The sequence below is a fragment of the Streptomyces sp. NPDC002926 genome (assembly GCF_053591755.1).
In genome coordinates this window covers 22,821-43,028 of the sequence record NZ_JBSFUK010000034.1, presented here as the reverse complement: position 1 = coordinate 43,028, position 20,208 = coordinate 22,821, and the positions used below count along the sequence as shown (strand labels likewise).

The 20,208-nt window shown below is 70.7% G+C and carries 17 protein-coding genes; 8 read left to right on the top strand and 9 right to left on the bottom strand.

Going from position 1 to position 20,208, the window contains the following annotated elements:
* Positions 1 to 540: 540 nt before the first annotated feature.
* The 3 genes from ACWDZ6_RS29760 to ACWDZ6_RS29750 are packed head-to-tail and all read right to left on the bottom strand — an operon-like array spanning position 541 to position 2,392.
* The gene (locus ACWDZ6_RS29760; protein ID WP_451505303.1) at positions 541 to 1,434 is read right to left on the bottom strand and encodes an aminoglycoside phosphotransferase family protein; all 894 of its coding nucleotides are present in this window, start codon (positions 1,432 to 1,434) and stop codon (positions 541 to 543) included.
* A 23-nt stretch (positions 1,435 to 1,457) separates the two neighbouring features.
* Complete coding sequence (locus ACWDZ6_RS29755; protein WP_451505302.1) at positions 1,458 to 1,907, bottom strand: ferritin-like domain-containing protein; 450 nt, start codon at positions 1,905 to 1,907, stop codon at positions 1,458 to 1,460.
* The gene (locus ACWDZ6_RS29750; RefSeq protein ID WP_451505301.1) at positions 1,907 to 2,392 is read right to left on the bottom strand and encodes a hypothetical protein; all 486 of its coding nucleotides are present in this window, start codon (positions 2,390 to 2,392) and stop codon (positions 1,907 to 1,909) included. Before ACWDZ6_RS29750 ends, ACWDZ6_RS29755 begins: the two co-directional genes overlap by 1 nt.
* 155 nt (positions 2,393 to 2,547) lie before the next feature.
* On the opposite strand from ACWDZ6_RS29750, the gene rimP reads away from it, so the two are divergent.
* From rimP to ACWDZ6_RS29710, 8 genes are all read left to right on the top strand, one after another.
* Positions 2,548 to 3,054 carry a ribosome maturation factor RimP gene (rimP, locus tag ACWDZ6_RS29745; protein WP_451505300.1) on the top strand — a complete coding sequence of 169 codons (507 nt, stop codon included), beginning with the start codon at positions 2,548 to 2,550 and terminating at the stop codon, positions 3,052 to 3,054.
* A 2-nt stretch (positions 3,055 to 3,056) separates the two neighbouring features.
* A complete protein-coding gene (gene nusA, locus ACWDZ6_RS29740) occupies positions 3,057 to 4,091 on the top strand; it encodes a transcription termination factor NusA (protein WP_451505299.1) in 1,035 nt (344 codons plus the stop codon).
* Between the two features lie 152 nt (positions 4,092 to 4,243).
* Positions 4,244 to 4,522, top strand: a complete 279-nt coding sequence (locus ACWDZ6_RS29735; RefSeq protein ID WP_389188358.1) for a YlxR family protein — start codon at positions 4,244 to 4,246, stop codon at positions 4,520 to 4,522.
* Between the two features lie 148 nt (positions 4,523 to 4,670).
* Complete coding sequence (gene infB / locus ACWDZ6_RS29730; protein WP_366734978.1) at positions 4,671 to 7,790, top strand: translation initiation factor IF-2; 3,120 nt, start codon at positions 4,671 to 4,673, stop codon at positions 7,788 to 7,790.
* A 151-nt stretch (positions 7,791 to 7,941) separates the two neighbouring features.
* Entirely contained in the window at positions 7,942 to 8,235 is a 294-nt protein-coding gene (locus ACWDZ6_RS29725) for a DUF503 domain-containing protein (protein WP_366734977.1), read from the top strand.
* A 29-nt stretch (positions 8,236 to 8,264) separates the two neighbouring features.
* On the top strand, positions 8,265 to 8,708 hold the full coding sequence (gene rbfA / locus ACWDZ6_RS29720; RefSeq protein ID WP_351460103.1) for a 30S ribosome-binding factor RbfA: 444 nt from the start codon (positions 8,265 to 8,267) through the stop codon (positions 8,706 to 8,708).
* Positions 8,705 to 9,604 carry a tRNA pseudouridine(55) synthase TruB gene (gene truB / locus ACWDZ6_RS29715; protein WP_389188353.1) on the top strand — a complete coding sequence of 300 codons (900 nt, stop codon included), beginning with the start codon at positions 8,705 to 8,707 and terminating at the stop codon, positions 9,602 to 9,604. Before rbfA ends, truB begins: the two co-directional genes overlap by 4 nt.
* A gap of 476 nt (positions 9,605 to 10,080) precedes the next feature.
* A complete protein-coding gene (locus tag ACWDZ6_RS29710; RefSeq protein WP_451505298.1) occupies positions 10,081 to 11,025 on the top strand; it encodes a bifunctional riboflavin kinase/FAD synthetase in 945 nt (314 codons plus the stop codon).
* 46 nt (positions 11,026 to 11,071) lie between these two features.
* On the opposite strand, the gene ACWDZ6_RS29705 is transcribed toward ACWDZ6_RS29710, so the two are convergent.
* The 6 genes from ACWDZ6_RS29705 to ACWDZ6_RS29680 form a co-directional block, all read right to left on the bottom strand.
* Positions 11,072 to 12,049, bottom strand: coding sequence for an oligopeptide/dipeptide ABC transporter ATP-binding protein (locus ACWDZ6_RS29705; protein WP_451505297.1), 978 nt, complete (start codon positions 12,047 to 12,049; stop codon positions 11,072 to 11,074).
* Between the two features lie 52 nt (positions 12,050 to 12,101).
* Positions 12,102 to 13,085 carry an ABC transporter ATP-binding protein gene (locus ACWDZ6_RS29700; protein WP_451505296.1) on the bottom strand — a complete coding sequence of 328 codons (984 nt, stop codon included), beginning with the start codon at positions 13,083 to 13,085 and terminating at the stop codon, positions 12,102 to 12,104.
* The gene (locus tag ACWDZ6_RS29695; RefSeq protein WP_451505295.1) at positions 13,082 to 14,002 is read right to left on the bottom strand and encodes an ABC transporter permease; all 921 of its coding nucleotides are present in this window, start codon (positions 14,000 to 14,002) and stop codon (positions 13,082 to 13,084) included. Before ACWDZ6_RS29695 ends, ACWDZ6_RS29700 begins: the two co-directional genes overlap by 4 nt.
* Positions 13,999 to 15,048, bottom strand: coding sequence for an ABC transporter permease (locus tag ACWDZ6_RS29690; RefSeq protein WP_366734972.1), 1,050 nt, complete (start codon positions 15,046 to 15,048; stop codon positions 13,999 to 14,001). Before ACWDZ6_RS29690 ends, ACWDZ6_RS29695 begins: the two co-directional genes overlap by 4 nt.
* 3 nt (positions 15,049 to 15,051) lie before the next feature.
* Positions 15,052 to 16,863, bottom strand: coding sequence for an ABC transporter substrate-binding protein (locus tag ACWDZ6_RS29685; RefSeq protein WP_451505294.1), 1,812 nt, complete (start codon positions 16,861 to 16,863; stop codon positions 15,052 to 15,054).
* A 170-nt stretch (positions 16,864 to 17,033) separates the two neighbouring features.
* Positions 17,034 to 20,099: an SCO5717 family growth-regulating ATPase gene (locus ACWDZ6_RS29680; RefSeq protein WP_451505293.1), complete on the bottom strand. Its 3,066-nt coding sequence runs from the start codon at positions 20,097 to 20,099 to the stop codon at positions 17,034 to 17,036.
* Between the last annotated feature and the right edge of the window lie 109 nt (positions 20,100 to 20,208).

The window sequence follows — 20,208 nt, the reverse complement described above, 5'->3', positions numbered from 1 at the left end:
AAGCCGACGTTCCTGGGCCCTGCGCTCGTACGCCCCGAGGCCGGGCGTCCTTGGGCGGCCTGAGTCTCCTCCGCGCGAGGCCGGGCGCCCGGGGTGGCCTGAGCGGCTGCGCCGAGGAGCTGGCGTCCCCCGGGGCGTGGGGCGTCAGCCCGTGCCGCGAAGCCGACGTTCCTGGGCCCTGCGCTCGTACGCCCCGAGGCCGGGCGTCCTTGGGCGGCCTGAGTCTCCTCCGCGCGAGGCCGGGCGCCCGGGGTGTGAGGGCGTCAGTCGGCGCCGCGAAGTCGACGTCCCTGGGGCCCTGCGCTCGTACGCCCCGAGGCCGGGCGTCCTGGGTGGCCTGAGTCTCCTCCGTGCGAGGCCGGGCGCCCGGGGTGGCCCGAGCCTCTGCGCCGCGAAGCCGGCGTCCCCGGGGCGTGGGGGCGTCAGCACCCACCTGTCCCTCCCCCTGGGGGCCTGGGGGCTCCGCCCCCAGTTTCGGGAAGGGGCGGGTAGGGGAAAGCGTCCCGCAGGCGGCCCGCGCCCCGCCCCCGGAACCGTCGGTTACAGCCAGCCCGCGAACTCCAGCGCCAGTTCGCCCTCCCGGCGCCGCCCCGCCGCAATCGCCCGCGTGCCCGACTCCACCGCCCGGAACAGCGTCCAGCCGCGCAGACGCTCTCGGTCCACCTCCAGCGAGTCCGCCAGCTTGTTCACCCGCCGGCGGGCCGCAGACGCACCGGCCGATGCCGCGATCAGGTCCTCGATCCGGTCGCGGACCAGGCGCGCCAGGTCGTAGGCGCGTTCACCCACCAGCGGCTCCGGCCCGACCGCGAGCCATGGCGTGCGGTCGGCCGCGAGGACCTTGCCCTGGCGGAAGTTGCCGTGCAGCAGCAGGAGTTCGGGCGACAGGGCGGTCAGCTCGTCGCGCGCGGCAAGCGCCGCGGCGACCAGTGAAGCCGCCGCCGGATCCGCGAACGCGCGCACCGCCTCCGCCTGCCGCGCCGTCCGCTCCGCCACAGTCTCGAAGCCGTGGTCCGCCGGCGGCTCGACCCACAGCCGCCGCACCGTCCCCGCCGCCTCCAGCAGCGCTTTCGCCTCCGGCAGTGACCGCAGGGACATCTCCGGATGCAGCCGCTCCAGCAGCAGCGCGTTCTCGGACGACGCGAGCAGCCGCACCGCGCCCCAGCCGTCCCAGCGTTCCAGCGCCGCCCGCTCCAGCGCCGGGGTGGTGAAGGAGGGGGCGGCCTTCAGCGCGGCGGCCGTACCGTCGGGCTGTCGTACGAGGACGACCAGACTGCTCCTGCCGCCCGGCGCCATCACCCGCTCGACGTCCAGCTCCCACCGGTCCACCGACTCCTGGACCGTCTTGGGCAGCTGCCCGAGCCAGTCCTCCGCGGCCGTGTCCCCGTAAGTCTCACCAAGTGCCTTGACGAGCCGCTGCGGTGGTTCGAAAGCCATACGTCCGTTGTTCCCTTTCCGCTTCAGCGCGCTCGACGCCCACTCCGCTCGGCGAGCCCTGGAAAGGCTACGCCGCTGCCGCGCCAGCGCACCGCACGGACGGCCGCCTCGCTCAGCGCGCCCGCGGCCTCCCGGCGCAGCGGCCCTTCCGAGGCCCGTACGAGATCGGAATAGACGCCCGCGACCCGGTCCTCGAGCACCGCGGCGAGGCGCACCGCGGCAGCCGCGTCCGGCACAAGGAAGGGCAGCGCGTACGCCGGGGCTGCCGCGGCCGGCGCCCCGCCCAGGTCGCGCGCGGTGCGCTCCAGCGCGTCCCGCCGGGCCCGGTGCGCGGCGTACGCGGCCTTGACCTCGGCCTCCCGGTCGTCGCCGATCCGGCCGCCGACGACCCCGTACCCGTACACCGCGGCATGCTCCGCGGCGAGCGCGGCCTGTACGGCCTCCAGCGTGTCCGGTGTGTCCGGCGTACTCATCACGCGCCACCCTTCGTCAGCAGGTACGCATGCGCGGCGCCGGCCGCCGCGACCGAGGCGAGCAGCCGGGCCAGTTCGGGCTCCGCGTCGACGAGGGCGGCCGTGTGCGCGTCGGAGGTACGGCGTTCAGCAGTGGCCAGCGCCTTGACCGCGGCCTTGGCGTCGGCCGGAACCGGCACCTGTGGTGCCACCCGTGTCGTCCCGCCGAGCGCCGCCACATGCTCGGCGACCTCCGCCCGCAGAACGGCCAACCGGCCGGTCAGCGCCGGATGTTGCGTGATGACGGCGTCGTACTGGTCACGCAGCGCACCGCTCGTGGCGGCGAGCCTGCGCCTGAGTGCCGCCTCCGCGCGCGCCGGATCGGGAGCCGAACCCGCGGTACTCCGTCCCTTGGGTTCATCCGTCGAACAGCCCGTCAACAGTCCGGCCGCCGCCGCCCCCGTCACGATGAGCGCACGCCTCCGTGTTGTCCCCGTGCGCCCCACGCGTCTCTCCCTCGGGCCTTGCAGTGATCATCGCCGCAGGCGAGCGTACCTGCGGGTCAGGCGCAGGTGGACGGCAACACCCCCCGGGACCGGATACCCTTTGATCTGACACGCGACGATCCCACAACAGCACACGCGGCCGAGGAGTCACCCGGATGAGCACCACCCAGAGCGAGAGGCTGCGAGGGCTGCTGGAACCGCTCGTCAGCGCCGCGGACCTGGATCTGGAAGAGATCGAGGTGTCCCGGGCGGGCAGGCGCCGCATGCTGAGGATCATCGTGGACTCCGAAGAGGGCGTGGAGCTGGACGCCTGTGCCGAGCTGAGCCGCGCGATCTCCGAGAAGCTGGACGAGACGGACGCGATGGGCGAGGGCGAGTACGTCCTCGAAGTGAGCTCGCCGGGCGCCGACCGCCCCCTGACCAAGCACCGCCACTACGTACGCGCCGTCGGCCGACTGGTGAAGTTCCAGTTGCACGACGCCGGAACGGCTGACGAGCTGGTGGCCCGCATCCTCACCGTGGACGACGAGGGACTCGACCTCGAAGTGCCGGGCGTGAAGGGGCGCAAGCCCACCGCCCGCCGTGTCACCTTCGCGGAAATCGCCAAGGCACGGGTGGAGATCGAGTTCAACCGCAAGGACAAGAAGGAAGAGGAGGCGTAGCCGTGGACATCGACGTAAAGCTCCTGAAGGGCTTGGCACAAGAGAAGGAGATCCCCTTCGACCTGCTGGTCGAGGCGATCGAGTCGGCCCTCCTCATCGCGTACCACCGCACCGAGGGCAGCCGCCGCCACGCGCGCGTCGTGCTCAGCCGGGACACCGGCCATGTGACGGTATGGGCGAAGGAGGACGCGGCCGACCTCGAAGAGGGGCAGGAGGCCAAGGAGTTCGACGACACTCCCTCCGACTTCGGCCGTATCGCCGCGACCACCGCCCGCCAGGTCATTCAGCAGCGGCTGCGGGACGCGGAGAACGATGTCACCTTCGGTGAGTACGCCCGACGTGAGGGTGATGTCGTCGCCGGTATGGTGCAGCAGGGCAAGGACCCGAAGAACGTCCTGGTCAGGCTGGACGACAAGCTCGAGGCGATCCTGCCGGTGCAGGAGCAGGTGCCGGGCGAGGAGTACACCCACGGTCTGCGGCTGCGTACGTACGTCGTCCGGGTCGCCAAGGGTGTGCGCGGGCCGTCCGTGACCCTGTCCCGCACCCACCCGAACCTCGTGAAGAAGCTCTTCGCACTCGAGGTCCCGGAGATCGCGGACGGCTCGGTCGAGATCTCGGCGATCGCCCGCGAGGCCGGCCACCGCACCAAGATCGCCGTCCGCTCGACCCGTTCGGGCCTGAACGCCAAGGGAGCGTGCATCGGCCCGATGGGCGCCCGTGTGCGTAATGTCATGGCCGAGCTGCACGGCGAGAAGATCGACATCGTGGACTGGTCGGACGACCCGGCCGAGATGGTGGCCAACGCCCTCTCACCGGCCCGCGTCAGCAAGGTCGAGGTTGTCGACCTGGGCGCGCGTTCCGCACGGGTGACCGTCCCCGACTACCAGCTGTCGCTGGCGATCGGCAAGGAGGGGCAGAACGCCCGTCTGGCCGCCCGTCTCACCGGCTGGCGCATCGACATCCGTCCCGACACGGAGCAGAGCGACGACCAGGGTTCCGACCGGGACTCGGACCGGGACTCCGCCCACCGGGACTGAGGGATGCCGTGTCCTGACGCGCCACACCCCCGGATCCCCGGGGCGGGCGGGATCCCGTCGCGCTGACGGCGGGATGCCACCTGGATCAAGACAACAACCGTTCGATTTTTGCCCCAAAGGGGTGAGGTCGCCACGGGGAGGTAGACTTAAACGTGTCTGGCCGGACGCATGCCCGCGTATGCCCTGAGAGAACCTGTGTGGGATGCCGGGAGCGAGCGGCCAAGAGCGATCTGCTGCGCATCGTGATGACCGGAGACGCTTGCGTCCCCGATGATCGCGGTACGCTGCCCGGCCGGGGTGCGTATGTACACCCCGCCTTGGTCTGTCTCGACCTGGCGGTCCGCCGCCGGGCGTTCCCCCGGGCCTTCAGGTCCAAGGGACCGCTCGATACCGCGGATGTACGCCGGTACGTCGAGCAGGCAGCACCGTAAGAAGAAGTACGGCACGGAACCCCGTGCGGTCAGGTACCTCGCGAGTTGGAAGTAGGTCGAGATTGCGATGAGCACTCGATGAGTACGCGATGAGTACGCCCATGAAGTAGCGACGGTCCGGCGGTAACCCGGACCTAAAAGGAGCGAAGTGGCTAAGGTCCGGGTATACGAACTCGCCAAGGAGTTCGGCGTCGAGAGCAAGGTCGTCATGGCCAAGCTCCAAGAACTCGGTGAATTCGTCCGTTCGGCGTCCTCGACGATCGAGGCGCCGGTTGTACGCAAGTTGACTGACGCACTGCAGGGGCCCGGCGGCAACGCCGGCAAGTCCGCTGCCAAGCCCGGCGCGCCCCGCAAGGCCGCGCCTGCCAAGCCCGGCGCGCCCTCCCCGGCGCCGTCGGCCCGTCCCGCTGCCCCCAAGCCCGGCGTCCCGGCTCCCAAGCCGGCCGTGGCCGAGGCTCCTGTGAGCAGCGCCCCCAGCACCCCCTCCGCGGCCCCGGTTTCTCCGGGCCCGCGTCCGGGTCCCAAGCCCGCACCGGTCAAGCCCGCTCCGGCGGCTCCGGTGCCCGCGGCCGAGTTCTCGGCCCCGGCTCCGGCCCAGCCCGCAGCGCCGCAGGCCCCCTCGCGTCCCGCGGGTGCCACTCCCGGCCCGCGTCCCGCCCGTCCGGCTCCGGCCGGCGGTCAGCGTGACGGCGGCCGTGACGGTGGCCGTGGTGGCGAGCGTCCGGCGCGTCCCGCCGGTCAGGGCGCCCCGCGCCCCGGCGGCAATCGTCCGGCGGGTCCCCGTCCGGGCAACAATCCCTTCACGTCCGGTGGCTCCACCGGTATGGCGCGTCCGCAGACGCCCCGTCCGGGTGGCGCTCCGCGTCCCGGTGGCCACGGCGGTGCCGCTCCCGGCGCCCCGCGTCCGCAGGGCGGTCCCGGCGGCGCTCCCCGTCCGCAGGGTCAGGGCGGCGCCCGTCCGAGCCCGGGCGGTATGCCTCGCCCGCAGGGCGGCGCTCCGCGTCCCGGCGGTGCCCCCGCCGGTAACCGTCCGAACCCCGGCATGATGCCGCAGCGTCCTGCTGCCGGTCCCCGTCCTGGTGGCGGCCCCGGTGGCGGCGGTCGCGGTCCCGGTGGTGGCGGCGGCGGTCGTCCCGCCGGTGCCGGTGCCGGTCGTCCCGGTGGCGGCGGCGGTTTCGCCGGTCGTCCCGGTGGCGGTGGCGGTGGCGGTCGTCCCGGTGGCGGCGGCGGTTTCGCCGGTCGTCCCGGTGGCGGTGGCCCCGGTGGTGGCGGCGGCTTCGGTGGCGGCGGTGGCCGTCCCGGCTTCGGCGGACGTCCGGGTGGTCCCGGCGGCCGTGGTGGCACGCAGGGCGCCTTCGGTCGTCCCGGCGGCCCGGCGCGTCGTGGCCGTAAGTCGAAGCGGCAGAGGCGCCAGGAGTACGAGGCCATGCAGGCCCCGTCGGTCGGCGGTGTGATGCTGCCTCGTGGCAACGGACAGTCCGTCCGTCTGTCGCGCGGTGCCTCGCTCACCGACTTCGCGGAGAAGATCAACGCCAACCCGGCGTCGCTCGTCGGCGTGATGATGAACCTCGGCGAGATGGTCACTGCCACGCAGTCCGTCTCCGACGAGACGCTGAAGATGCTCGCGGACGAGATGAACTTCGTCCTCGAGATCGTCAGCCCCGAGGAGGAGGACCGCGAGCTGCTCGAGTCCTTCGACATCGAGTTCGGCGAGGACGAGGGCGGCGAGGAGTTCCTCGTGTCCCGTCCGCCGGTCGTGACCGTCATGGGTCACGTCGACCACGGTAAGACCCGACTTCTGGACGCGATCCGCAAGACGAATGTGGTTGCGGGCGAGGCCGGCGGTATTACGCAGCACATCGGTGCGTACCAGGTCGGTACCGAGGTCAACGGTGAAGAGCGCAAGATCACCTTCATCGACACCCCCGGTCACGAGGCGTTCACCGCCATGCGTGCCCGTGGTGCGAAGTCCACCGACATCGCGATCCTCGTGGTCGCGGCGAACGACGGTGTGATGCCGCAGACGATCGAGGCGCTGAACCACGCCAAGGCGGCCGGTGTGCCGATCGTGGTCGCGGTCAACAAGATCGACGTCGAAGGTGCCGACCCGGTCAAGGTGCGCGGTCAGCTCACCGAGTTCGGTCTGGTGGCCGAGGAGTACGGCGGCGACACGATGTTCGTCGACATCTCCGCCAAGCAGGGTCTGCACATCGACTCCCTGCTCGAGGCCGTGATTCTCACCGCGGACGCCTCGCTCGACCTGCGGGCCAACCCGGAGCAGGACGCGCAGGGTATTGCGATCGAGGCTCACCTCGACCGCGGCCGCGGTGCCGTCGCGACCGTCCTGGTCCAGCGAGGCACGCTGCGCGTCGGCGACACAATGGTCGCCGGTGACGCGTACGGCCGTGTCCGCGCGATGCTCGACGACAAGGGCGAGAACGTGGAAGAGGCGGGTCCGTCGACTCCGGTCCTCGTCCTCGGTCTCACCAATGTCCCGGGTGCCGGCGACAACTTCCTGGTTGTCGACGAGGACCGTACGGCCCGTCAGATCGCCGAGAAGCGTGCCGCTCGTGAGCGGAACGCCAACTTCGCCCGCAAGGGTGTCCGGTTCTCCCTGGAGAACCTGGACGAGGCGCTCAAGGCCGGTCTGGTGCAGGAGCTCAACCTCATCATCAAGGGCGACGCGTCCGGTTCGGTGGAGGCTCTCGAGTCCTCGCTGCTCCAGCTCGACGTCGGCGAAGAGGTCGACATCCGCGTGCTGCACCGCGGCGTGGGTGCGGTCACCGAGTCGGACGTCGACCTGGCGATGGGCTCCGACGCCATCGTCATCGGCTTCAACGTCCGCGCTGCCGGGCGTGCCCAGCAGATGGCGGAGCGCGAAGGCGTCGACGTCAGGTACTACTCGGTGATCTACCAGGCCATCGAGGAGATCGAGGCGGCCCTCAAGGGCATGCTCAAGCCGGAGTACGAAGAGGTCGAGCTCGGTACGGCGGAGATCCGCGAGATCTTCCGCTCGTCCAAGCTGGGCAACATCGCGGGTGTTCTCATCCGCTCCGGCGAGGTCAAGCGCAACACCAAGGCGCGCCTCATCCGCGACGGCAAGGTCATCGCGGAGGACCTCAACATCCAGGGTCTGCGCCGCTTCAAGGACGACGTCACCGAGATTCGCGAAGGCTTCGAGGGCGGTATCAACCTCGGAAACTTCAACGACATCAAGATCGACGACGTCATCGCGACGTACGAGATGCGCGAGAAGCCGCGCGGCTGAGGCAAGAGCTGACGCACGGCATCCGGTCCGGGGCCGGTCGGCGGAGAGTATTTCCGTCGATCGGCCCCGGCCGTTCCGTGTACGGTTCTTGTGTCCCTGCCAAGAGCGGGCAGGGCCCTCTAACCCGTACCGGCGGGACATCCGGACATACATGTATGTGGGGACGCTGTCCTTCGATCTGCTCCTCGGCGACGTACGTTCGTTGAAGGAGAAACGCTCCGTGATCCGCCCGATCGTGGCCGAGCTCCAGCGCAAATACGCGGTGAGCGCGGCGGAAGTGGGCGATCAGGATCTTCACCGCCGGGCCGAGATCGGCCTGGCCGCGGTGTCCGGGGACACGGGACACCTCACAGATGTACTCGACCGGTGCGAGCGCCTTGTCGCTGCCCGGCCGGAGGTGGAGCTGCTGTCGGTTCGACGCAGGCTCCACAGCGACGAAGACTGATTGAGTAAGGCAAAGAAGGAGAAGGACCAGTGGCCGACAACGCGCGGGCGAAGAAGCTGGCAGACCTCATCCGGGAGGTGGTCGCCGAGAAGCTGCAGCGCGGCATCAAGGACCCGCGCCTGGGTACGCACGTGACCATCACGGACACCCGTGTCACCGGCGACCTGCGGGAGGCCACGGTCTTCTACACGGTGTACGGCGACGACGAGGACCGGGCGAGTGCGGCAGCCGGGCTGGCGAGCGCCAAGGGCGTGCTGCGCTCGGCGGTCGGAGCGGCGGCGGGGACGAAGTTCACGCCGACCCTGACGTTCGTGGCGGACGCCCTCCCGGAGAACGCCAAGACGATCGAGGACCTGCTCGACAAGGCGCGTGCCTCCGACGCCAAGGTGCGAGAGGTGTCCTCGGGCGCCAAGTACGCCGGCGAGGCGGACCCGTACCGCAAGCCGGAGGACGAGGACGAAGCCTCCGAATGACACAGCAGAGCAGGACGCCGGACGGCCTTGTCATCGTCGACAAGCCGTCCGGCTTCACTTCGCACGACGTCGTCGCCAAGATGCGCGGGATCGCCAGGACCCGCCGCGTCGGACACGCGGGGACGCTCGACCCCATGGCCACCGGTGTACTGGTGCTGGGCGTGGAAAAGGCCACCAAGCTTCTCGGACACCTCGCACTGACCGAGAAGGAGTACCTCGGCACGATCAGGCTGGGGCAGAACACCGTCACCGACGACGCCGAAGGTGAGATCACCTCCTCGGCCGACGCGTCCGCGGTGACCCGGGAGGGCATCGACGCGGGTGTCGCCAAGCTGACCGGCGCCATCATGCAGGTGCCCTCGAAGGTCAGCGCCATCAAGATCGACGGCAAGCGGTCGTACGCGCGCGTGCGCGGCGGCGAGGAGTTCGAGATCCCGGCCCGGCCGGTGACCGTTTCGTCGTTCCAGGTGTACGACGTCCGGGAGGCCGTGGCCGAGGACGGGACGCCGGTCGTGGACCTGGTCGTCTCGGTGGTCTGCTCGTCCGGTACGTACATCCGCGCCCTCGCCCGTGACCTCGGCGCCGACCTGGGCGTCGGCGGGCATCTCACGGCGCTGCGACGCACTCGGGTCGGTCCGTACGGACTCGATACGGCGAAGACGCTCGACCGGCTCCAGGAGGAGCTGACGGTGATGCCGATCGCCGACGCGGCCGCGGCCGCGTTCCCGCGCTGGGACGTGGACGAGAAGCAGGCGAAGCTCCTGACCAACGGTGTACGGCTGGACATGCCGGCGTACGACACCTCGCCGGTGGCGGTCTTCGGACCCGACGGGCGCTTCCTGGTGCTGGTGGAGGAGCAGAAGGGCAAGGCCAAGAGCCTCGCCGTCTTCGGCTGAGCTCGCGCGGCCGGTCGCCCCACCGTGGAACGGGCAGGGTCGCTGCCCGTTCCACGATCCCCCTCGGAAGGTGTCTGTCCGCCGCGGCCCTCTGATTCACCCCATCGGGCAGGCGCTCGGAGTGAACCGCGGGTGTATTCGGGGGCGCGTTCGGTACGCGTCCTGCTCCCGTCGACCACTGCCGACCTGACGTCGACAGCATGGGACGCGGGGACCTGACGATGCCGCACGAATGCGATCCGGTGGGGCGGCCGCGCGCGACCGGGTTCGCGAGGTCCCCGGCTTCGCCGCGCTCGTCCCGGGACGGCTGGCCAGGGCCCCGCAGGAGTGGGCCGTGGTGGTCGGTCCGCGCACGCGCCGGACGGTCCGGAGCTGGGCAGTCCGGTGCCGATGCGAACCGTCAGCCACGGGCATGGCAGTCTTAGACCTGCGTAATCGGCAATCACGTACACAGGTTCGGGCGAGGAGCGGTCACAGTGCAGCGCTGGCGTGGCTTGGAGGACATCCCCCAGGACTGGGGACGCAGCGTCGTCACCATCGGCTCCTACGACGGAGTGCACCGCGGACACCAGCTGATCATCGGGCGGACGGTGGAGCGGGCGCGTGACCTCGGCGTGCAGTCGGTCGTCGTCACCTTCGACCCGCACCCGAGCGAGGTCGTACGGCCCGGCAGCCACCCGCCGCTGCTCGCACCGCACCACCGGCGGGCCGAGCTGATGGCGGAGCTCGGTGTCGACGCGGTGCTCATCCTCCCCTTCACCACCGAGTTCTCGAAGCTGTCGCCCGCCGACTTCATCGTGAAGGTGCTGGTCGACAAGCTCCACGCGCGCGCGGTCATCGAGGGACCGAACTTCCGCTTCGGCCACAAGGCGGCCGGGAATGTCGCGTACCTGGCCGAGCTCGGCGCGACGTACGACTACGAGGTCGAGCTCGTCGACCTGTTCGTGAGCGGCGCGGCCGGCGGCGGCGAGCCGTTCTCCTCGACCCTCACGCGCCGTCTCGTCGCGGAGGGCGACGTCGAGGGCGCCGCCGAGATCCTCGGCCGCCCTCACCAGGTCGAGGGTGTGGTGGTGCGCGGCGCGCAGCGCGGCCGCGAGCTGGGCTACCCGACGGCGAACGTGGAGACGCTGCCGCATACAGCAATCCCGGCGGACGGGGTGTACGCGGGGTGGCTGACGGCGGACGGCGAGCGGATGCCGGCGGCGATCTCGGTGGGCACGAATCCGCAGTTCGACGGCACGGAGCGGACGGTGGAGGCGTACGCCATCGACCGTGTGGGCCTTGATCTGTACGGGCTGCATGTGGCGGTGGACTTCCTGGCGTATGTGCGGGGCCAGGAGAAGTTCGACTCGATCGAGGCGCTGCTCGAGGCGATCGGCGCGGACGTGAAGCGCTGCCGCGAGCTCATCGGCGCCGCCTGAGACTCCTTTCCGGTGGCCCTGCCCCGGAGCACCGGACGGCCACCGGCTAGTCCCGTCCGGCCCAGTGGCAGGCCACCTGGGCGCCCGCGGCGCTCGCCAGGACGGGAAGGTCCTTCGAACGGCAGCTGTCCGCCACCCCCGCCCGCTCCGCCTCGCCCGACGCCAGCACCTGACAGCGCACATGGAAACGGCAGCCGGCCGGGATCCGGGACGGGTCCGGCGGCTCGCCCGTGAGCACCACCGGCGCACCGTCCGATTCCGGCAGGACCGACAGCAGGGCCTGCGTGTACGGGTGCTGAGGGTTCGTCAGCACGTCTTCGACCGAGCCCGACTCCACGATCCGGCCCAGGTACATCACCGCGACGCGGTCCGCGATGTTCCACGCGAGGCCCAGGTCATGGGTCACCACCAGTGCGGACAGACCCAGTTCGTCCCGCAGGCGCAACAGCAGGGCCAGGATCTCGCCGCGTACGGACGCGTCCAGCGATGCCACCGGCTCGTCGGCGACGATCAGTTCGGGCCGCAGAACCAGCGCGCCGGCGATGACCACTCGCTGGCGCTGGCCACCGGAGAGCTCGTGCGGGTAGCGCAGGAAGAAGCGCTCGGGAGGCCGCAGCCCGGCCCGGGAGAGCGCCTCGGCGACGGCCTCGCGCTCGTCCCCGGCGTAGTCGTGGATCCGCAGGCCCTCGGCCACCGCGTCGTACACGGTGTGCCGTGGGTTCAGGGAGCCGCTCGGATCCTGGAGCACCAGCTGGACGCGCTTGCGGTAGGTCTTGAGCGCGCGTGAGCCGTAGCCGAGAGGCTTGCCGCCGAAGGTGACCCGCCCCGACGTGGGCTGCACCAGGCCGAGCAGCGAGCGGGCCAGCGTCGTCTTGCCGCAGCCGGACTCGCCGACCAGGGCGACGATCTCGCCTGCGCCGATGTCCAGGTCGACGCCGTCGACGGCACGGGCGGAAGGACCGCCGCGCCGGCCGGGGAACGTGACATTCAGACCGGCGGCCGAGAGCAGGGGAGTGGTGGTCATGGCTGGCTCCTGACGGCGCTGTGGGTCGGGCGGTTCGGCAGGTCGGGCGAGGTCACAGCCGCTGCTCCGCTCCCGCCGCCGCGCCCACCCGCACGCACGCCGCCCGATGCCCGACGCCCGCAGTGGCCAGCACCTGGTCCACCTCGGCGCAGGCGTCCAGTGCCACCGGGCAGCGCGGGTGAAACGCACAGCCGCCCGGCAGCGCCGACGGGTCCGGCGGATCGCCGGGCAGTCCGCGTGGGGCCCGCCGCGACGCGGCGTCGCCGATGCGCGGGAAGGCCGCGGACAGAGCCTGTCCGTACGGATGTTCCGCCGCGCCGTACACCGTCCGCGCCGGGCCCTCCTCCACGATCCGGCCCGCGTACATCACCGCCAGCCGGTCGCAGGTGTCGGCGAGCACCGCCAGATCGTGGCTGATCATCAGCAGGCTGATGTCCTGCTCGGCGACCAACTGCTCGATCAGCCGAAGGATCTGCGCCTGGATCATCACATCCAGCGCCGTGGTCGGCTCGTCCGCGACGATGAGCTGCGGGTCGCAGGCGAGAGACATGGCGATCATCACGCGCTGGCGCTGGCCGCCCGACAGCTCGTGCGGATAGGCGTCCGCGCGGGCGGCGGGCAGGCCCACCTGATGGAGGAGCTCGGCGACACGCTGCTTCGCCGCTGCCAAGGTCGCCTTCTGGTGCAGCAGGATCGGCTCGGCGATCTGGTCGCCGATCCGGTGCACCGCGTTGAGCGAGTGCATCGCTCCCTGGAAGACGATCGACGCGCCCGCCCACCGCACGGCCCTCAGCCGCCCCCACTTCATGGTGAGGACGTCCTCCCCGTCGAGCAGGATCTCGCCGGTCATCCTGGCGGACGCGGGCAGCAGCCGGAGCAGCGCCAGGGCGATCGTCGACTTGCCGCAGCCCGACTCGCCCGCCAGGCCCAGCTTCCGGCCGGCCTCCAGGCTGAGGTCGACGCCGCGCACGGCGGGCACCGCCCGCGCCCCGGAGCCGTATGTCACATGCAGGTCCTTGACCTCGAGCAGGCTCAACGAGCCACCCCCAGCTTCGGGTTGAGCACAGACTCGATCGCCCGCCCGCACAGCGTGAAGGCGAGCGCCACTAGCGCAATGGCGATACCGGGTGGCGCCAGATACCACCAGTGGCCCGACGAGACCGCGCCCGCCTCCCGCGCGTCCTGGAGCATGCCGCCCCAGGAGACGATCGTCGGATCGCCGAGGCCGAGGAACGCCAGCGTCGCCTCGGTCAGGATGGCGCTCGAGATGCCGAGCGTCGTCTGGGCGAGGACCAGCGGCATCACATTGGGCAGCACATGGCGGCTCATGATGTGGCTGTGGCCGCCGCCGAGCGCTCTCGCGCGTTCGATGTACGGGCGGGACTCGACCGCGATGGTCTGTGCGCGCACCAGCCGTGCCGTCGTCGGCCAGCTGGTGACGCCGATCGCGACGACGACAGTCCACACACTCCGGGACATCACGGTGGCCAGCACGATCGCCAGCACCAGCGTCGGCATCACCAGGAACCAGTCCGTGATCCGCATCAGCAGGGTCGAGAACCAGCCGCCGTAGTGACCGGCGATGATGCCGACGAGGGTCCCGATGGCCACCGACAGGGTGGCCGCAAGCAGCCCCACGGTGAGTGAGATCCTCGCTCCCCACACCAGTAGCCCGAGCAGCGAACGCCCGAACTGGTCCGTCCCGAGCGGGAACTCACCGCTGGGCGGCTCCAGTGCCGTCCCCGGTGCGTTCGTCACGCTCTGCACATCGGTGCCGACGAGCAGCGGCGCGGCCACCGCCACCAGCGCGATGAGCGCCAGCGCGCCGAGGCCGAAAAGCCCCGCCCGGTGTGTGCGGTAGGAGCGCCAGAACCGTGCCACCGAGTCGCGGCGGCGCGCCCAGGAGAGCGAGGTCGCGGTCTGTGGGGTCTTGGTGACCGGGGTCGTCGTCATCGGCCCACCCGGGGATCGAGCAGTGGATAGAGCAGGTCGGCGAGCAGGTTCATCAGGATCATCGCGCCCGCGAAGACCACGAAGAGGCCCTGGACGAGCGGCAGATCGGGCACGCTCAGCGCCTGGTAGAAGAGCCCGCCGAGGCCCGGCCAGGAGAACACCGTCTCGACGAGGATCGAACCGGCCGCCACATGGCCCAGGTTGATGAAGACCATGGTGACGGTGGGCAGCAGCGCGTTCGGCACGGCATGGCGGCGGCGTACGGCATCGTCCCGCAGCCCCTTCGCCCTGGCCGTGGTCAGATAGTCGCTGCCCATCTCGTCCAGCAGCGAGGACCGCATCACCAGCAGCGTCTGGGCGTATCCGACCGCGACCAGGGTGATGACCGGCAGCACCATGTGGTGCGCGACATCGGCGACGTAGGCGAAGCCGGACGCGTCACCGGATTCCATGCCGCCGGTCGGGAACATACCGGGGACAGGACCGACGCCCACCGAGAAGGTGATGATCAGCAGCAGGCCGAGCCAGAACGCCGGCACGGACCACAGGGTCAGCGCGACACCGGTGTTGAGCTTGTCACCGAGGCTGCCGTGGCGCCACGCGGAGCGGGTGCCGAGCCAGAGCCCGATCGAGGAGTAGATCACCACGGCGGCACCGGTGAGCAGGAGAGTCGCCGGCACCTTCTGTGTGATCAGCTCGCCGACGGGCGCGTGGAACTGGTACGACGTACCGAGATCGCCCGTCAGTGCCTTGGCGCAGTAGTCGGTGAACTGCTGCCACAGCGGCTGGTCGAGACCGAACTGGCGGCGCAGCGTTGCCAGTTGCCCGGCGGACGTCGGCATGCCATGGGTCATGGCCTTCACCGGGTCGCCCGGGATGATCCGGAAGAGGAAGAAGCTGGTGACCAGCACGGCGAGCAGCGAGATCGCCGCGCCGCCCAGCTTGCCCGCCACATAGAGGAGATAGGCGCGTACGTTGCCGCTCGCGGCGCGGGCCTCGGGGACCCGCGCCACAGCGGTGGTGCTTGTCGTGCTCGTGGTGCTCATCGACTATTCACGGTCTTCCGCGGTCGAACGGCGGCGCATCACGACGAAGAGCCCGAGTCCGGCGGCGAGGACAACAGAGGCGCCGATGCCGATCACGAGGCCCGTGGAAGCACCGCTGTCGGAGCTGCCGTCACCGGCGGCCGGCTCGGCCGACCACCAACTCCAGTAGCCGTCCTGACCCCAGAGGTTGCCCGCGGCCTCCGGCATCGTCTTGATGGACTTGATCTGGTCGGTACGGTACGCCTCGACGGCGTTCGGATACGCGAGGACATTCATGTAGCCCGTGTCGTACAGCCGGGATTCCATCTGCTTGACCAGGTCGGTCCGCTTGACGGCGTCGTACTCCGCGGTCTGCTGGGCGTACAGCCCGTCGAACTGCTTGTCGCAGATGAAGTTGTCGGTCGCGCCGGTGTCCTTGGGCGTGGCGGGCAGCGCGGAGCAGGTGTGGATGGAGAGGACGAAGTCCGGGTCCGGGTTGACGGACCAGCCGTCGAAGGCCAGGTCGTAGTCGCCCTTGACCCATGGGTCGGAGACATTGTCGAGACAGTCGACCTTGAGCCCGACGCCGAGCTTGCCCCACCACTCCTGCAGATATTTGCCGATCGCCTTGTCGTTGGGGTCGGTCGCGTGGCACAGGATTCGGAAGTCGAGCACCTTGCCGTCCTTGCCGACGCGCTTTCCGCTGCCGTTCTTCTTGTAGCCGGCCTGGTCGAGGAGCGCGGCCGCCTTCGCCGGGTCGTACGCGATCCGCTGGCTCGCGTCCGGCTTCCAGAAGTACGAGTCGAAGCGCGGCGGGATATATCCCTCGCCCTCCACGGCGTGCCCCTGGAAGACCTTGTCGACGATGGTCTTCCGGTCGGTGGCGTGGAAGAGAGCCTTGCGTACGGCCGGGTCGAGCAGCGCCGTATGGCCGCTGCCGAAGTTCTTGCCGTCCTTCGACCTCGCGCCCGGGTTGGTGGCGAGGGCGAAGAAGCGGCGGCCGGGCGCGTCGTTGACCTTGATGTTGTCGGCGCTCTTGAGGGCGGTGGCCTGGGCGGGCGTGAGGCCCTGGACGAAGGACACCTCGCCCTTCTGCAGTGCGGCGACCGCCGCGTCACCGTCCTTGTAGTACTTGAACACCAACTCGTCGAACTTGGGCGCCCCGCGCCAGAAGTCCTTGTTGGGCTTGAGCTTGACGAACTGGTCGACCTTGAAATCGGTGATGATGAAGGGGCCGTTGCCGACGATCGGGAACTTCTTGTCGTTGTTGAACTTGGAGAAGTCGCCGACCTTCTCCCAGACGTGCTTGGGCACGATCGGGACGTCGAGCGCCGCCATGGTGGCCTGCGGCTTCTTCAGCTCGATGACCAGCGTTTCGGGGTCCGGCGCTGTGACCTTCTTGAAGTTGGCCGTGAAGCTGCCGTTGGCGGTGGCGGCGTTCTCGTCCGTCATCATCTTGTTGAAGGTCCAGGCGGCGTCCTCGGCGGTGGCCTGCTTGCCGTCGGACCACTTGGAGTTCTTCCGGATGGTGTATGTCCACGTCAGCTTGTCCGGGGACGGCTTCCACGCGGTGGCGAGGCCGGGGATCGGATGGGCGTCCTTGACGTCGTAATTCGTCAGGTACTCGTAGGCCAGTCGGTGGATGGTGGTGCTGACCAACTTCTGCGCCAGGAACGGGCTCAGGGAGTCCACGCTCTGCGAGACGGCGACGGTGAGGACTTTCTTGCCGTTGTCGTCGGCGGCCCCGGCCGAGGGGGTTGCCGAGCCGGCCACCAAGAGGGCGGCGGCGCCGGAGGCCAGAAGCAGTCGGATGCGGGGTGGAACCTTTGTGGCCATGGGAAGGGAACCTCGCGTCATCACTCGCTCGGAGAAGGTGAAGCGAAGGTTTATCAGCGGTGGCGAGTCGCGTCAACGATGCGTCAAACCCTGTGTGGGCTGCGGGAATGTAATGAGGGCCCGCACCGAGGAGACGGTGCGGGCCCTCATTGGTTCAGACCTCTGTCGCGTTACTGCTGAGGGGCTGGCGGTGCCTGCGGAGGCTGTTGCTGCGGCCATCCGGCGGGCGGTACGGGCCCCTGCAGATCCGGTTGTCCCGGACCACCCGGCTGGCCCTGCGGACCGGGGTGACCCGGCTGGCCGTGGACAGGTGCGGGCGGACTCCCGGGGGCCTGGGCCTGGGAGGGCAGCGACTGCTGCCAACCCTGTGGCGGATAGGGCTGCTGACCCTGCGGCGGCTGCTGGCCACCGTACGGCGGCTGCGGCTGGCCCTGCGGGTGCGGCTGCTGCGGCGCGTACGGCTGTCCGGGCATGGGCTGCCCCGGCGCCTGCTGGTGGCCCGGCATCGGCGGGGCCAGGTGCGGCGGCGGGTTGCCGTCCGCGGTCCACAACCCCTGCTGCTGCTGAGCGCGAACGAAGTCCTCGGCGATCAGCGCGGACAGGTTGAAGTACGCCTCACGGGTCTTGGGGCGCATCATGTCGAGGTCGACCTCGGCGCCGGCCGACAGATGCTCGTCGAAGGGCACCACGATCACACCGCGGCAGCGCGTCTGGAAGTGCTGGACGATGTCCTCGACCTTGATCATCTTGCCGGTCTCGCGGACCCCGGAGATGACCGTGAGGGAACGCTGCACCAGCTCGGCATACCCATGGGCGGAAAGCCAGTCCAGAGTCGTCGACGCACTGCTCGCACCGTCCACGGACGGCGTCGAGACTATGATCAACTGATCGGCCAGATCCAGCACTCCGCGCATCGCGCTGTAGAGCAGACCGGTACCGGAGTCGGTCAGGATGACCGGGTACTGCCTGCCCAGTACGTCGATCGCACGCCGGTAGTCCTCGTCGTTGAACGCCGTGGAGACCGCCGGGTCCACGTCGTTGGCGATGATTTCCAGACCGGAGGGCGCCTGCGAGGTGAACCGGCGGATGTCCATGTACGAGTTGAGGTACGGGATCGCCTGGACCAGGTCACGGATGGTGGCCCCGGTCTCGCGCCGCACCCGGCGGCCGAGCGTGCCTGCGTCCGGGTTGGCGTCGATCGCCAGGATCTTGTCCTGCCGCTCGGTGGCCAGGGTCGCGCCCAGAGCGGTCGTCGTCGTGGTCTTGCCCACGCCACCCTTGAGGCTGATGACCGCGATCCGGTAGCAGGACAGCACCGGCGTACGGATGAGGTCGAGTTTGCGCTGCCGCTCCGCCTCCTCCTTCTTGCCGCCGAGCTTGAAGCGGGCGGCGTTGGAGGGATTGCGGCTGCTCTTGGCCTTCTGCTTGCCCCGGACCAGGCGGTCGGAGGAGAGCTCGACGGCGGCGGTGTACCCGAGCGGGGCGCCGGGCACGGAACGCTCGCGCTGGTCATGCGTGACCGGCGTGGGCCAGGCGGCACCGGTCCGCGGGTCGACGGGCGCGGCGTGCGGCTGCTGAGGAGCCTGCGGCTGGCCCTGCTGCGCGGGCAGATAAGGCGTGGCGGGCGCGGGGAGGTTCGGCGTCTGCGGCGGTACGGGCGCGTTCGCGGTGGGCTGGCCGGGGTGTCCCGGCTGGGGGAATCCGTAACCGCCGTGCGGGTTCTGTGCGTCGGGGCCCGGGACGGCCGGGGGCAGCGGGGCGGCGGGCGCGGGCTGACCGGGCCGGCCCTGCTGCGGGAACCCGTAACCACCCTGCACCCTCTGCTGCGGGAACCCGTAACCGCTCTGCTCGCTCTGCTGCGCGGCATGAGGGGGCGTGGCGGGCGCGGGCAGGTTCGGCGTCTGCGGCGGTACGGGCGCGTTCGCGGTGGGCTGGCCGGGGTGTCCTGGCTGCGGGAATCCATAGCCGCCGTGCGGGGCGGGCTGTCCCGGCACCGGCTGACCTGGCTGGGGGAATCCGTAACCGCCGTGCGGGTTCTGTGCGTCGGGGCCCGGGACGGCCGGGGGCAGCGGGGCGGCGGGCGCGGGCTGACCGGGCTGGCCCTGCTGCGGGAACCCGTAACCGCCCTGCTGCTGCTCAGGAGCGGAGGGAACGGACGGAGTTGTCTGGGCGGGCGTCTGCCACGCGGGCGCCGGCTGGGGACCGTGCTGCGTCGACGGCTGAGCCTGCGGCGGGGCGGACTGGTCGTTGCTCTGCGCGGATACGGGCCACTGCGGGGCGGACATCGGTGCGGCCGGCTGGAAGGCGGGCGGCAGCGGCGGCAGTCCGGTGTTCTGTACCGGGGGCGTCGGAGACCAGGGCTGAACGGGCGCGGGCGGAGTGTCCTGGGGTACGGAGTCGGCCGGGGCGGCGTCCTGGGGTACGGCGTCGGCCGGCTCCTCGGCCGGAACCTCCGGGTCCGCCGGGGCGGCCTCGTCACCGGGGTCGGAGTCGTCGCCGTCGGTGTCCTGTGTCCCGGTGCTCACCGAGTCCTCGGTCTCGTCCGCGGAGGCGGCCGAGGACCCGTCGTTATCGGTCGCAGGGGCCGGAGCCTCGGCCTGGGGTTCGGCTCGGGTGTCGGCTTCGCCCTCGGTGGAATCGTCCGCCGCGCCCTCTGAACCAGACTCAGAACCCGAGCCGGAACCAGAGTCGGAACCGGACTCCTCCGCCTCCTGGGCCGCGGCCCGCTCCTCCATCTCGCGCTTCAGCGCGGCCGGGGAGAACCGCATGGTCGCCCCGCTCTCGATGTCGCCGCCCCCGAAAGGCTGCGGCGCGGGCTCGGCGGCCGCCCCGGCAGCCGGAGCCGGGGCCGACGGCACGGCATCGGGCGTGGGAGCAGGAGCGGACACCGGGGCAGGGGCAGGAGTAGGAGCAGGAGCAGGCACGGGAGCAGGCGCGGGTGCCTGGACCTGTGCCGGAGGCGGCGGGGGCGTCGGCGCCCAGTTCGGCTCGAAGCCGCTGCCTGCGGGCAGCCCAGGCACGGCCACCGGCGCACCGTTGGGCGGCGGGGGAGGAGGGGTGAGCCCCTGCCGGCCCGCACCCCCGCCCGACGTGTCGCCCGACGCGTTCTGCGTGTACCAGGCCGGCGGGGTGTAGTCGATGGTGAACTCACCCGTCAGCTCGGCGGGCTCCGCGTCGGACTGATCATCGACGGGAATGTTCCAGCCCCCGTGGATCTCGTCCCGATCGCCGTTCACTTTGCCTCCTGGTGTGGTCGAGCACCCTTGTGCCGTGGTGGGTGGGGGCGACCTGTTCGTCCGGTCGGCCCGGCTCTCCCCCTGCAGGACGCGGCCGGCATGCCCGCAG